General features: G+C 62.5%; 12 protein-coding genes. All 12 read left to right on the plus strand.

Annotated elements, in window-relative coordinates:
* Window positions 1-9 precede the first annotated feature (9 nt).
* Window positions 10-975: an ABC transporter substrate-binding protein gene (locus ACU688_RS22955; protein ID WP_448186483.1), complete on the plus strand. Its 966-nt coding sequence runs from the start codon at window positions 10-12 to the stop codon at window positions 973-975.
* Between the two features lie 72 nt (window positions 976-1,047).
* A complete protein-coding gene (locus tag ACU688_RS22960; protein ID WP_017738813.1) occupies window positions 1,048-1,899 on the plus strand; it encodes an ABC transporter permease in 852 nt (283 codons plus the stop codon).
* Window positions 1,896-2,720, plus strand: a complete 825-nt coding sequence (locus ACU688_RS22965) for a quaternary amine ABC transporter ATP-binding protein (protein WP_207041323.1) — start codon at window positions 1,896-1,898, stop codon at window positions 2,718-2,720. Before ACU688_RS22960 ends, ACU688_RS22965 begins: the two co-directional genes overlap by 4 nt.
* 212 nt (window positions 2,721-2,932) lie before the next feature.
* Complete coding sequence (gene hutH / locus ACU688_RS22970) at window positions 2,933-4,441, plus strand: histidine ammonia-lyase (RefSeq protein ID WP_448186484.1); 1,509 nt, start codon at window positions 2,933-2,935, stop codon at window positions 4,439-4,441.
* 33 nt (window positions 4,442-4,474) lie between these two features.
* Entirely contained in the window at window positions 4,475-6,007 is a 1,533-nt protein-coding gene (gene hutH, locus ACU688_RS22975; RefSeq protein ID WP_207041319.1) for a histidine ammonia-lyase, read from the plus strand.
* 167 nt (window positions 6,008-6,174) lie between these two features.
* The gene (locus ACU688_RS22980) at window positions 6,175-7,581 is read left to right on the plus strand and encodes an amino acid permease (RefSeq protein ID WP_207041317.1); all 1,407 of its coding nucleotides are present in this window, start codon (window positions 6,175-6,177) and stop codon (window positions 7,579-7,581) included.
* 15 nt (window positions 7,582-7,596) lie between these two features.
* Window positions 7,597-8,802 carry an imidazolonepropionase gene (gene hutI, locus ACU688_RS22985; RefSeq protein WP_448186485.1) on the plus strand — a complete coding sequence of 402 codons (1,206 nt, stop codon included), beginning with the start codon at window positions 7,597-7,599 and terminating at the stop codon, window positions 8,800-8,802.
* An 11-nt stretch (window positions 8,803-8,813) separates the two neighbouring features.
* A complete protein-coding gene (gene hutG, locus ACU688_RS22990; RefSeq protein WP_448186486.1) occupies window positions 8,814-9,614 on the plus strand; it encodes an N-formylglutamate deformylase in 801 nt (266 codons plus the stop codon).
* A gap of 198 nt (window positions 9,615-9,812) precedes the next feature.
* Window positions 9,813-10,748: a choline ABC transporter substrate-binding protein gene (locus tag ACU688_RS22995; protein WP_448186487.1), complete on the plus strand. Its 936-nt coding sequence runs from the start codon at window positions 9,813-9,815 to the stop codon at window positions 10,746-10,748.
* Window positions 10,749-10,884: 136 nt separating this feature from the next.
* Window positions 10,885-11,820, plus strand: a complete 936-nt coding sequence (locus ACU688_RS23000; RefSeq protein WP_448186488.1) for an alpha/beta hydrolase — start codon at window positions 10,885-10,887, stop codon at window positions 11,818-11,820.
* Between the two features lie 103 nt (window positions 11,821-11,923).
* Entirely contained in the window at window positions 11,924-12,895 is a 972-nt protein-coding gene (gene pip / locus ACU688_RS23005) for a prolyl aminopeptidase (protein WP_017738822.1), read from the plus strand.
* Window positions 12,892-13,329: a D-aminoacyl-tRNA deacylase gene (gene dtd, locus ACU688_RS23010; RefSeq protein ID WP_448186489.1), complete on the plus strand. Its 438-nt coding sequence runs from the start codon at window positions 12,892-12,894 to the stop codon at window positions 13,327-13,329. The genes pip and dtd overlap by 4 nt, the downstream gene beginning before the upstream one ends.
* Window positions 13,330-13,552 lie beyond the last annotated feature (223 nt).

A 13,552-nucleotide genomic window follows, 5' to 3' on the forward strand; every position in this document is an offset into this window, starting at 1 on the left:
GTCACAACAATGAAAATGCATAAAACCCTGATGGCCACCCTGTTCTCTGCGGGCGTGCTGGCCAGTGCTGGCGCCCAGGCAGCCGGCTGGTGCGAGTCCGGCAAGCCGGTGAAATTCGCCGGGCTGAACTGGGAAAGCGGCATGTTGCTTACCGACATCCTGCAAACCGTGCTGGAAAAAGGCTACGACTGCAAAACCGACAGCCTGCCAGGCAATTCCATCACCATGGAAAACGCCCTGAGCAGCAATGACATCCAAGTGTTCGCCGAAGAGTGGGTGGGCCGCAGCGAAGTCTGGAACAAGGCCGAGAAGGCCGGCAAAGTCGTCGGCGTCGGCGCGCCGGTGGTGGGTGCGATCGAAGGCTGGTACGTGCCGCGCTACGTGATCGAAGGCGACGCCAAGCGCAAGCTGGAAGCCAAGGCGCCGGACCTGAAAACCATCGCCGACCTGGCCAAGTATTCCGCCGTGTTTAAGGACCAGGAAGAACCGTCCAAAGGCCGTTTCTACAACTGCCCGGCCGGCTGGACCTGTGAGCTGGACAACAGCGAAATGCTCAAGAGCTACGGCCTGGAAAGTTCCTACACCAACTTCCGCCCAGGCACCGGCCCGGCGCTGGATGCGGCGGTGTTGTCGAGCTACAAGCGTGGCGAGCCGATCCTGTTCTACTACTGGTCGCCGACGCCGCTGATGGGCCAGGTCGATCTGGTCAAGCTGGAAGAAAAAGCCGGCGTGGACAAGAGCGTGACCATCAAGGTCGGCCTGTCCAAGACCTTCCACGAGCAAGCCCCGGAACTGGTGGCTGTGCTGGAAAAGGTCAACCTGCCCATCGACCTGCTGAACCAGAACCTGGGCCGCATGGCCAAGGAGCGAATTGAATCGCCGAAACTGGCGAAAATTTTCCTCAAGGAACATCCTGAGGTCTGGCACGCCTGGGTGAGCGACGACGCAGCCAAGAAAATCGACGCGGCCTTGTAGGTCAAGTGTGCCCGGCTACCCTGAGGGGTTGGCCGGGTGCCTGGCCACAACCCATTGGATCGAGAGCACGATATGTTTCCTGAGAGTTTTACGTTTTCCATCGCCGACTGGGTCAACGGTTGGGTGGACTCGCTGGTCACCAACTACGGCGATGTGTTCCGGCACATCTCCGACACTCTGTTGTGGGCCATCGTCAACCTGGAAGGGCTGCTTCGCGCAGCGCCCTGGTGGCTGATGCTGGCCATCGTCGGCGGCGTCGCCTGGCATGCGACCCGCAAGGTGCTGACCACGGCGGTGATCGTCGGTTTGCTGTTCCTGGTGGGCGCGGTTGGCCTGTGGGACAAGCTGATGCAGACGCTGGCGCTGATGATGGTCGCCACGGTGATCTCGGTGCTGATCGGCATCCCGCTGGGCATCCTCTCGGCACGCAGCAACCGCCTGCGTTCGGTGCTGATGCCGCTGCTGGACATCATGCAAACCATGCCGAGCTTCGTGTACCTGATCCCGGTGCTGATGCTGTTTGGCCTGGGCAAGGTCCCGGCGATTTTCGCCACGGTGATCTACGCCGCGCCGCCGCTGATTCGCCTGACCGACTTAGGGATTCGCCAGGTAGACGGCGAAGTCATGGAAGCGATCAACGCCTTTGGTGCCAACCGCTGGCAGCAACTGTTCGGCGTGCAACTGCCGCTGGCGCTGCCAAGCATCATGGCCGGTATCAACCAGACCACCATGATGGCCCTGTCGATGGTGGTGATCGCCTCGATGATCGGCGCCCGTGGCTTGGGTGAAGACGTGCTGGTGGGCATCCAGACCCTCAACGTCGGGCGCGGCCTTGAAGCTGGCCTGGCGATCGTGATTCTCGCTGTGGTCATCGACCGCATTACCCAGGCCTATGGTCGTCCACGGCATGAGGCGAGCAAATGACTACTGTCAGCAAAATCGAAGTTAAAAATGTCTTCAAGATCTTCGGCGCCCGTTCCAAGGAAGCGCTGGCGCTGATCGGCCAGGGCAAGACCAAGGACCAGGTGCTGGCCGAGACCGGTTGCGTGGTCGGCGTCAACGACCTGTCCCTAAGCATCGGCACCGGCGAAATTTTCGTGATCATGGGCCTGTCGGGGTCCGGCAAATCCACCCTGGTGCGCCACTTCAACCGCCTGATCGACCCCACCAGCGGCGCGATCCTGGTGGACGGCGAAGACATCCTGCAACTGGACATGGAAGCCCTGCGCCAATTCCGTCGGCACAAGATCAGCATGGTGTTCCAGAGCTTCGGCCTGCTGCCCCACAAGAGCGTGCTCGACAACGTCGCCTACGGCCTGAAAGTGCGCGGCGAAAGCAAGCAGGTGTGTGCCGAGCGCGCCCTGCACTGGATCGAAACCGTGGGCCTCAAAGGCTACGAAAACAAATACCCGCACCAACTCTCCGGCGGCATGCGCCAGCGCGTTGGCCTGGCCCGCGCATTGGCGGCCGACACCGACATCATCCTGATGGACGAAGCGTTCAGCGCCCTCGACCCACTGATCCGTGCCGAGATGCAGGACCAGTTGCTGGAGCTGCAAAAGACCCTGCACAAGACCATCGTGTTCATCACCCACGACCTGGATGAAGCGGTGCGCATCGGCAACCGCATTGCGATCCTCAAGGACGGCAAGCTGATCCAGGTCGGCACGCCGCGCGAGATCCTGCATTCGCCGGCGGATGAATATGTGGACCGGTTTGTTCAGCGGCGGGCGGCGGTGGTCTGAGCCCGATTGTGTGGTGAGCCGGCTGACCCCATCGCAGGCAAGCCAGCTCCCACCTTTGAAAGTATTCACAGTTCAAAATGTGGGAGCTGGCTTGCCTGCGATGAGGCCAGTGAAGCTGCACCAGAATTGAAAAGGTATACATCCCCCTGTGGGAGCTGGCTTGCTCGCGAAGAGGCCGGCAAAGCTACGCAAGAATTAACGAAGGTATGAAGATGTCCCAGCCAACAACAATCATCATCGCCAACACCCCATTACGTTGGCAGGACGTAGTCGCCGTCGCCCGCCACGGCGCCGTCCTCGAACTCTCGGGCCAAGCCTGGGCGCGCATCGACAATGCCCAGGCCATCGTGCAACGCATCGTCACCAGCGGCGAACGCGCCTACGGCGTGAACACCGGCCTGGGCGCGCTGTGCAATGTCTCGCTCAAGGGCGAGCAACTCAGCCAGCTGTCGCGCAACACCCTGCTGAGCCACGCCTGTGGCGTCGGCCCGGTGCTCAGCGACGAACAGACCCGCGCGATCATCTGCGCCGCCGTCATCAACTACAGCCACGGCAAATCCGGCCTGCACCCGCAGGTGGTTCACGCGTTGCTGGCGCTGCTCAACCACGGCATCACGCCGCAAGTACCGTCCCAGGGCTCGGTGGGTTATTTGACCCATATGGCCCATGTCGGCGTGGCCTTGTTGGGTGTGGGCAATGTGAGCTATCGCGGCCAGATCGTTCCGGCGCAACAGGCGTTGAGCGCCGAAGGTTTGCAGCCGGTGGTGCTCGGCGCCAAGGACGGCCTGTGCCTGGTCAACGGCACGCCGTGCATGACCGGCCTGAGCTGCCTGGCCCTGGCCGATGCGCACCACTTGTTGCAATGGGCCGACGTGATCGGCGCCATGAGTTTCGAGGCCCAGCGCGGCCAGATCGATGCGTTTGACGAAGAAATCATCGCCCTCAAGCCGCACCCGGGCATGCAGCACGTCGGTATCAACCTGCGTGCGCTGCTCGACGGCAGTGAAGTGATCGCCAGCAGCAAAGGCATCCGCACCCAGGACGCGTTGAGCATCCGCTCGATCCCGCAGATCCACGGCGCCGCCCGTGACCAGGTGGACCACGCCACGCGCCAGATCGAGACCGAGCTCAACAGCGCCACCGACAACCCGCTGCTGCTCGGCACGCCGGACAAATACCGCGTGGTGTCCCAGGCCAACCCGCACGGGCAGTCGGTGGCCCTGGCGGCGGACCTGCTCGCCATCGCCATGGCCGAGATCGGCTCGGTGGCCGAACGCCGTCTGGACCGCCTGATCAACCCGCATGTCAGCGGCTTGCCGGCGTTCCTGGTGAGCAACCCCGGGGTCAACTCCGGGATGATGATCGTGCAGTACGTTGCCGCGTCCCTGTGTGGGCAAAATCGCCAGCTGGCGCAACCGGCGGTGCTCGACAACTTCGTCACCTCGGGCTTGCAGGAAGACCACCTGAGCATGGGCACCAACGCCGCGCTCAAGCTGCACCAGGTGTTGGCCAACGTCACGCAGATCCTCGCCATCGAATATTTGCTGGCGGCCCAGGCGTTCGAATTCCTGAAGGACCAGCGTTTCGGCGCCGGCACCGACCGCGCCTGGCGCTTGCTGCGCGAAGTGGTGCCGGCCTACGAACAAGACCGCTGGCTGGCGCCGGACATTGCCGCCGCCGCCCAGTTGCTCAAAGACACCGCATTACCCAATTTGCACTGATATTCAAAAGAACAATTCAAAAGGAGTAGGAATGTGACTGCGCTAAATCTGATTCCAGGCCAACTGAGCCTTGCCCAACTGCGGGCCATCTACCAGCAGCCGGTGACACTCAGCCTGGATGACAGCGCCACGGCGCAGATCGAAGCCAGTGTGGCGTGCGTGGAGCAGATTCTCGCCGAGAACCGCACCGCCTACGGCATCAACACCGGCTTCGGCCTGCTGGCCTCGACCCGCATCGCCAGCGAAGACCTGGAAAACCTCCAGCGTTCCCTGGTGCTGTCCCACGCCGCCGGTGTGGGTGAGCCCATCAGCGATGCGCTGGTGCGGTTGGTCATGGTGCTCAAGGTCAACAGCCTCAGCCGTGGCTTCTCCGGTATTCGTCGCCAGGTGATCGACGCGTTGATCGCGCTGATCAATGCCGAGGTGTACCCGCACATTCCGCTGAAAGGTTCGGTGGGTGCCTCCGGTGACTTGGCGCCGTTGGCGCACATGTCCCTCGTGCTGCTGGGCGAAGGCAAGGCGCGCTACAAGGGCGAATGGCTGGAAGCCACCGAGGCGCTGAAAGTCGCCGGCCTCACGCCGTTGACCCTCGCCGCCAAAGAAGGCCTGGCGTTGCTCAACGGCACCCAGGTCTCTACCGCCTATGCCTTGCGTGGCCTGTTTGAAGGTGAAGATTTGTTCGCCGGTGCCCTGGCGTGCGGCGCGCTCACCGTGGAAGCGGTGCTCGGTTCGCGTTCGCCATTCGACGCGCGTATTCACGCCGCGCGCGGCCAGCGGGGGCAGATCGACGCCGCCACGGCCTATCGCGACCTGCTGGGTGAAAGCAGCCAGGTGTCGCAGTCACACCAGAACTGCGACAAGGTCCAAGACCCGTACTCCCTGCGTTGCCAGCCGCAAGTCATGGGCGCCTGCCTGACCCAGTTCCGCCAGGCCGCTGAAGTGCTGGTGGTCGAAGCCAACGCCGTGTCGGATAACCCGCTGGTATTTGCCGCCGAAGGCGACGTGATCTCCGGCGGTAACTTCCACGCCGAACCGGTGGCCATGGCCGCCGACAACATGGCCCTGGCCATCGCCGAAATCGGCTCCCTCAGCGAGCGCCGTATCTCGTTGATGATGGACAAGCACATGTCCCAACTGCCGCCGTTTTTGGTGGGCAATGGCGGGGTCAACTCCGGTTTCATGATCGCCCAGGTGACCGCTGCTGCGCTCGCCAGCGAGAACAAGGCGCTGGCCCACCCGCACAGCGTGGACAGCCTGCCAACCTCCGCCAACCAGGAAGACCACGTGTCGATGGCCCCGGCGGCGGGCAAGCGCCTGTGGGAAATGGCCGAGAACACCCGTGGCGTGTTGGCGGTGGAGTGGCTTGCGGCCTGCCAGGGCCTGGACCTGCGCGAAGGCCTGAAAACCTCGCCGAAGCTGGAAAAAGCCCGCGCCATCCTGCGTGACAAAGTGGCGTTCTATGAGAAGGACCGTTTCTTCGCCCCGGACATCAACGCCGCCAGCGAACTGCTCGCCAGCCGCTGCTTGAATGAGCTGGTGCCGGCGAAGTTGCTGCCAAGCCTCTAAGGCGCAACACCGAACGGCTTCAATGTGGGAGCTGGCTTGCCTGCGATAGCGATCTGTCAGTTAAAAAATTTGCGACTGATACACCGCTATCGCAGGCAAGCCAGCTCCCACAGTTGAGCGTTCGCAGCTCAAAATTTTCTCAGGATAAGAATAATTAGGGACGAGAAATGCATCAGGAACAAGGTTTGAAACGCGGACTAAGCGCCCGACATATTCGCTTCATGGCACTGGGGTCGGCGATCGGCACCGGGCTTTTCTACGGCTCCGCCTCGGCCATCCAGATGGCCGGCCCCGCCGTGCTGCTGGCGTACCTGATCGGCGGCGCCGCGGTGTTCATGGTAATGCGCGCCCTCGGCGAGATGGCCGTGCACAACCCGGTGTCCGGCTCGTTCGGCCAGTACGCCAGCACCTACCTGGGCCCCATGGCCGGCTTTATCCTCGGCTGGACCTACGCGTTTGAAATGATCATCGTCTGCCTCGCCGATGTGACCGCGTTCGGCATTTATATGGGCTTCTGGTTTCCCGACGTCGCGCGTTGGGTCTGGGTGCTCGGCATTGTGTTTTTGATCGGCGGCCTGAACCTGTGCAACGTCAAAGTGTTTGGCGAGATGGAGTTCTGGCTGTCGCTGCTCAAGGTCGGCGCCATCGTCGCGATGATCCTCGGCGGCTTCGGCATCATGCTGTTTGGTATCCACACCGCCGGTGAAACCCAAGCCAGCGGCCTCAGCAACCTGTGGGCCCACGGCGGCTTTATGCCGAACGGCATCGGCGGCCTGATCGCCTCGTTTGCCGTGGTGATGTTTGCCTTCGGCGGCATCGAGATCATCGGCATCACCGCCGGTGAAGCCAAGGACCCGCAGCGCGTGATCCCCAAGGCGATCAACGCCGTGCCGCTGCGCATCCTACTGTTCTACGTGCTGACCTTATTTGTGCTGATGGCCATCTACCCGTGGCCGCAGATCGGCAGCCAGGGCAGCCCGTTCGTGCAGATCTTCAGCAACCTCGGCATCGGCTCGGCGGCGACCATCCTTAATATCGTAGTGATCTCGGCGGCCGTCTCGGCGATCAACAGCGACATCTTCGGCGCCGGCCGCATGATGTACGGCCTGGCCCAGCAAGGGCAGGCGCCCAAAGGTTTTGCGCAACTGTCCAAACAAGGCGTGCCGTGGATGACCGTGGTGGTGATGGCCGCCGCGCTGCTGGGTGGCGTGGTGCTCAACTACCTGATCCCGGAAAACGTGTTCCTGCTGATCGCCTCGATTGCCACCTTCGCCACCGTGTGGGTGTGGCTGATGATCCTGTTTACCCAGGTCGCCATGCGCCGCTCGATGACCCGCGAGCAGGTGGCCGAACTGAAATTCCCGGTACCGTTCTGGCCCTATGCGCCCGCGGCGGCCATCGTGTTCATGCTGTTTGTGTTTGGTGTGCTGGGTTACTTCCCGGACACCCAGGCGGCCTTGCTGGTCGGCGCCGTGTGGATCGTGCTGTTGGTGCTGGCCTACCTGCTGTGGGTCAAGCCCGCTGCCGGGCAAGCGGCCAAGGTCCATTACGACCCGGCTTTGTCTCATCGTTAATTTAGGGAGGCGTTGATGAAAACGCTTTGGCAACACTGCCACGTCGCAACCATGGCGGGCGGCAAATACTCGATCATCGAGGATGCTGCGCTGGTCACCGCAGGTCAGCTCATCGAGTGGATCGGCCCCTTGGCCGAACTGCCCCAGGGTGACTATGCGCAGGTTCATGACCTGCAAGGCGCGTGGGTCACCCCCGGGCTGATCGACTGCCACACCCACACGGTGTTTGGTGGCAATCGCAGTGGCGAATTCGAGCAGCGCCTGGAAGGCGTGAGCTATGCCGAGATCGCGGCCAAGGGCGGCGGCATTGCCAGCACCGTGCGCGCCACCCGCGCAGCGAGCGAGGATGAACTGTTCGAAAGTGCCCACAAGCGCCTGCGCAGTTTGCTGCGTGACGGCGTGACCACGGTGGAGATCAAGTCCGGTTATGGCCTGGACCTGGCCAACGAACGCAAGATGCTGCGTGTGGCCCGTCGCCTTGGCGAGGCGCTGCCGGTCACCGTGCGTGCCACGTGCCTGGCGGCCCATGCGTTGCCGCCGGAGTACAAGGACCGCGCCGACGATTACATCGAACACATCTGCCAAGAGATGCTGCCAGCCCTGGCGGCAGAAGGGCTGGTGGACGCGGTGGATGCGTTCTGCGAGTACCTGGCGTTCTCCACCGAGCAGGTCGAACGTGTGTTCAAGGTGGCCCAGCAGTTGGGCCTGCCGGTGAAATTGCACGCCGAGCAACTCTCGTCGCTGCACGGCTCCAGCCTCGCGGCGCGTTATCACGCGTTGTCGGCGGACCACCTGGAGTTCATGACCGAAGCAGACGCCATCGCCATGGCCGCCTCCGGCACCGTCGCCGTGTTGCTGCCGGGGGCGTTCTACTTCCTGCGCGAAACCCAGCTGCCGCCGATGGACGCCCTGCGCAAACACGGGGTGAAGATCGCCATCGCCAGCGACCTCAACCCCGGCACCTCGCCGGCGTTGTCGGTGCGCCTGATGCTGAACATGGCCTGCACCCTGTTCCGCATGACCCCGGAAGAAGCCCTGGCCGGCGCCACGCAACACGCCGCCACCGCGCTGGGCATGGGCGACAGCCACGGTTCCCTGGAAGTGGGCAAGGTCGCGGACTTTGTCGCCTGGCAGATTGATCGTCCCGCCGACCTGGCTTATTGGCTGGGTGGCGAGTTGGATAAACGCGTCGTGCGCCACGGCGTCGATGTCACCGTTTGAGGAGTAGGGTTGTGGATAAGGTTCTGAACTTCAAACAAGGCCGCGTGCCGCTGCTGATCAGCATGCCCCACGCGGGGCTGCGCCTGACGCCGGCGGTCGAGGCCGGGTTGATCCCCGAGGCACAAAGCCTGCCGGACACCGACTGGCATATCCCCACGTTATATGACTTTGCCGAGGCGCTGGGTGCCAGCACCTTGTCAGCCGAATATTCACGGTTCGTGATCGACCTGAACCGGCCATCCGACGATAAACCGTTGTACGCCGGCGCAACCACCGGCCTGTACCCGGCGACGCTGTTCGACGGTGTGCCCTTGTTCCGTGAGGGGCTGGAGCCGAACGAGACCGAGCGTGCCAGTTACTTGCAGAAGATCTGGGGCCCGTATCACCGCACGCTGCAAGAGGAACTGGCACGCCTCAAGGCCGAGTTCGGCTACGCCTTGCTGTTTGATGCGCATTCGATCCGCTCGGTGATCCCTCACCTGTTCGACGGCAAGCTGCCGGATTTCAACCTTGGCACCTTCAATGGCGCTGCCTGTGATCCCGCGTTGGCCAGCCAACTGGAAGCCATCTGCGCCGGGCATCCGCAGTACAGCCATGTGTTGAACGGGCGTTTCAAGGGCGGGCATATCACCCGGCATTACGGCAACCCGGCGCAGGATGTACATGCGGTGCAGCTGGAGTTGTGCCAGAGCACCTATATGGAAGAGGTTGAGCCGTTTCGCTATCGAGCGGATCTGGCTGAGCCGACGCAGGTGGTGTTGAAGCAGCTGTTGGAAGGGGTGTTGGCCTGGGGGCAGAAGCGTTACGGCTGAAATCGCTATCGCAGGCAAGCCAGCTCCCACAGTTGACCGCGTTCCAACGTTGGAATGCAGTCAAAGGTGGGAGCTGGCTTGCCTGCGATGACGGCCTTAAAGTCGCCCCAGTGCAACTGCCCGTCGCCCCAGTTCGTGTTCACCCAGGCCCCACTGGTTAAGGTTGTTGAATAACAACAGCCGAGTGAGACCACCTCCATGCAAAAAACCTTGTTGAGCCTTATCGGCGCCGCACTGTTCAGTGCACACGCCATGGCCGCCGAACCGGCCTCGTGCAAAAGCATCCGCATGGGCGTGGTCAGTTGGACCGACGTAGTCGCCACCTCCGGCATGGCCGATGTGCTGCTCAATGGCCTGGGCTACGACAGCAAACAGACCAGCGCCGTGCAGCAGATCATCTTTGCCGGCATTCGCGACAAGCGCCTGGATATCTTTCTCGGCTACTGGAAACCGGCGATGGACAACAACATCGCGCCGTTCCTTGCGGCCAAGCAGGTCAAGGTCTTTGACAAGCCCAGCCTCGCCGACGCCCAGGCGACCCTCGCCGTGCCGCAATACGTGGCCGACGCGGGCTTGAAAACCTTTGCCGATATCGCCCGCTTCAAGGACAAGCTGGGCGGCAAGATCTATGGCATCGAGCCCGGCAGCGGCGCCAACACCGATATCCAGAAAATGATCGACACCAATCACTTCGGCCTTGGCGGCTTCAAGCTGGTGGCCTCCGGTGAGGCGGGCATGCTGGCGGCGGTGCAGCGGGCGGTGAACCGCAAGGAGTTCGTAGTGTTTGTCGGTTGGACCCCGCACCCGATGAACATCAATATGAAAATGGCCTACCTCACCGGCAGTGAAGATGTGTTCGGCCCCGACGAAGGCCGCGCCACCGTGTCCACCGTCACCGCGCCGGATTTCGCCGAGCGTTGCCCCAACGCCAATCGCCTGCTGGAAAACCTCACCTACACGGCCGCCCAGGAAAGCCAGTTGATGGTGCCGATCATGGAGCGCCAGTCGCCGCAGGATGTGGCCAGGCAGTGGTTGCGTGATCATCCCGAGGATTTGCAGCGTTGGTTGACGGGAGTGACGGCGTTTGATGGCACGGATGGCGTAGCGGCTGTGCAGGCCAGCCTCAACCCTTGAAAACACCGCCGAACCAATGTGGGAGCTGGCTTGCCTGCGATAGCTATCTGTCAGTAAAAAAGTTTGTGACTGATACACCGCCATCGCAGGCAAGCCAGCTCCCACACTTGATCTCAATTGTCAGGGAGATGGATGCATGGCCGAATACCCTATTTCTTCGCAGATGCGCGCCTTCGTCGCCAAGACTGAATCCTTCACCAGCACCGACACCTCCCTGGCCGGTCTACGCCAAAACTACGACCGTATGTGCCGGGCCTTCACCCCATCCCGGCCACAAGACCTGCTCATCGAGGACTTTGCCCTGGCCGGTGTGGGCGTACGCAGTTACCTGCCATCCACCCCCACCCCACCCGACGGCTGGCCCTGCCTTCTATATATACACGGCGGCGGCTGGGTGGTCGGTGGGTTGGATTCCCACGACTTCATCTGCTTTGAACTGGCCACTGCGCTACAGGTGCTGGTGATCGCCATCGACTACCGCCTGGCCCCTGAGCACCCGTTCCCGGCGGCGTATGACGATTGCCGCCGCGTGTGGCAGGCGATCCAGGCGGGGCAGGGGCCGCACGCCATCAACCACCAGCGCCTGGTGGTGGCGGGCGATAGCGCGGGGGGCAATCTAGCGGCGGCGTTGTGCCTGGGGTTGCGCGATGACGGGCAGCCGTTGCCCTTGGCTCAAGCGCTGATCTACCCAGGGTTGGGCGGCGCGGCGGATTTGCCGTCCCGGCGTGATTGCGCGGATGCGCCGCTACTGAGCACGGCCGATACCGACGACTACCTGGCGTTGTATCTGTCAGACGGCGGGAAATCCTCGGCCTACGCCATGCCGCTGAGTGCTGAAACATTCAGCGGTTTACCCAAGGCCTTCATCGCCGTGGCCCAATTCGACCCCTTGCGCGACGACGGCAGGCTGTACGCCGAACGCTTGCAGGCGGCCGGCGTCGACACGCAGCTGTATCCCGGCAAAGGCCTGGTACACGGCTGCCTGCGGGGGCGGCGGCAGGTGGCGGAGGTGGATCAACTCTACGACTGCTTGCTGGGTTACCTGAGGAGCGAAGGGCTGACACAGGTCTAAGCGCTCAAGGACATGCTCATTGCACAATTCGGGTTTATAGTGCCAGACGGCAAAATAAAAGACGTCCCCCCAGGGATGAACCCGACCCCTTACGGAGCGCGCAATGCAGACTTGGTTTCCACAGATCAAACCCTACGCCCGGCACGATCTGGCCGTCGATGACACGCACACCCTGTACGTCGACGAAAGTGGCTCCCCCGAAGGCTTGCCCGTCGTCTTCATCCACGGTGGCCCTGGCGCCGGTTGCGATGCCAACAGCCGCTGCTATTTCGACCCGAACCTGTATCACATCGTCACCTTCGACCAGCGTGGCTGCGGGCGTTCCACCCCGCGCGCGAGCCTGGAAAACAACACCACCTGGGACCTCGTCGCCGACCTTGAGCGCATCCGCGAACACCTGGGCATCGACAAATGGGTGCTGTTCGGCGGTTCCTGGGGCTCGACCCTGGCCCTGGCCTACGCGCAAACCCACCCCGAGCGTGTGCTTGGCCTGATCGTGCGCGGCATCTTCCTCGCCCGCCCGCAGGACATCGAATGGTTCTACCAGGCCGGTGCCAGCCGCCTGTTCCCGGATTACTGGCAGGACTACCTCGCGCCGATCCCGGTGGAGGAGCGCCACGACATGATCGCGGCCTACCACAAGCGTCTCACCGGCAACGACCAGATCGCCCAGATGCACGCGGCCAAGGCCTGGTCCGGCTGGGAAGGGCGCATGCTCGGCCTGTGCCCGAGCCCGCAGCATGTGGAGCGGTTTTCCGAGCCGCAGCGCGCGCTGTCGATTGCACGGATCGAATGCCACTACTTCACCAACAACTCCTTCCTGGAGCCCAACCAGCTGATCCGCGACATGCACAAGATCGCCCATCTGCCTGGCGTAATCATCCATGGCCGCTACGATATGATCTGCCCGTTGGATAACGCCTGGGAGCTGCATCAGGCGTGGCCCAACAGTGAATTGCAGGTGATTCGCGAGGCCGGGCATGCGGCATCCGAGCCCGGTATTACCGATGCGTTGGTGCGTGCGACCGGCGAGATGGCCCGGCGCCTGCTCGATCTGCCGCCCGAAGAAGCATGAAGGGCCTGTTGCAGCGGGTGCGCGGCGCCCGGGTCGAGGTAGCGGGGGAAGTTGTCGGGGCCATCGACCAGGGTTTGCTGGTGCTGGTGGCCGTCGAGCCGGGCGACACGCCCGAGAGCGCCGACAAACTCTTGCACAAGCTGCTTAACTATCGGGTGTTCAGCGACGATGAGGGCAAGATGAACCTGTCGTTGAAGGACATCGACGGCGGTTTGCTGCTGGTATCGCAGTTCACCCTGGCGGCGGACACCAAGAGCGGGTTGCGGCCGAGCTTCTCCACGGCGGCCCCTCCGGCCTTGGGCGCGGCGCTTTTCGAACATTTGCTGGTACAAGCGCAACAATTGCATGGCAAGGTGGGCTCGGGGCGTTTTGGCGCCGATATGCAGGTGCATTTGGTCAATGATGGCCCTGTGACCTTCCTGCTCCAGACATGAATGTATTAAAAACGACTTTTAATGCCTAAAAACGCAGTATTTCACTACAAATACTTCGTTGCCCCTGATGCGTTGTCTCGCGGGCTACTAGATAATCGCGCGCTACGGGGATCAGCGTTGTTTGGTCCATTTTTGACTTAGGTAGAGACTTGTCCGACTGCCAATGGGGAATCATTTTGCCCCAGGGGAGTCGGAACAATGCTCGCCAACCTGGCATATAGAT

The sequence above is a fragment of the Pseudomonas acericola (SeqCode) genome, assembly GCF_053456465.1.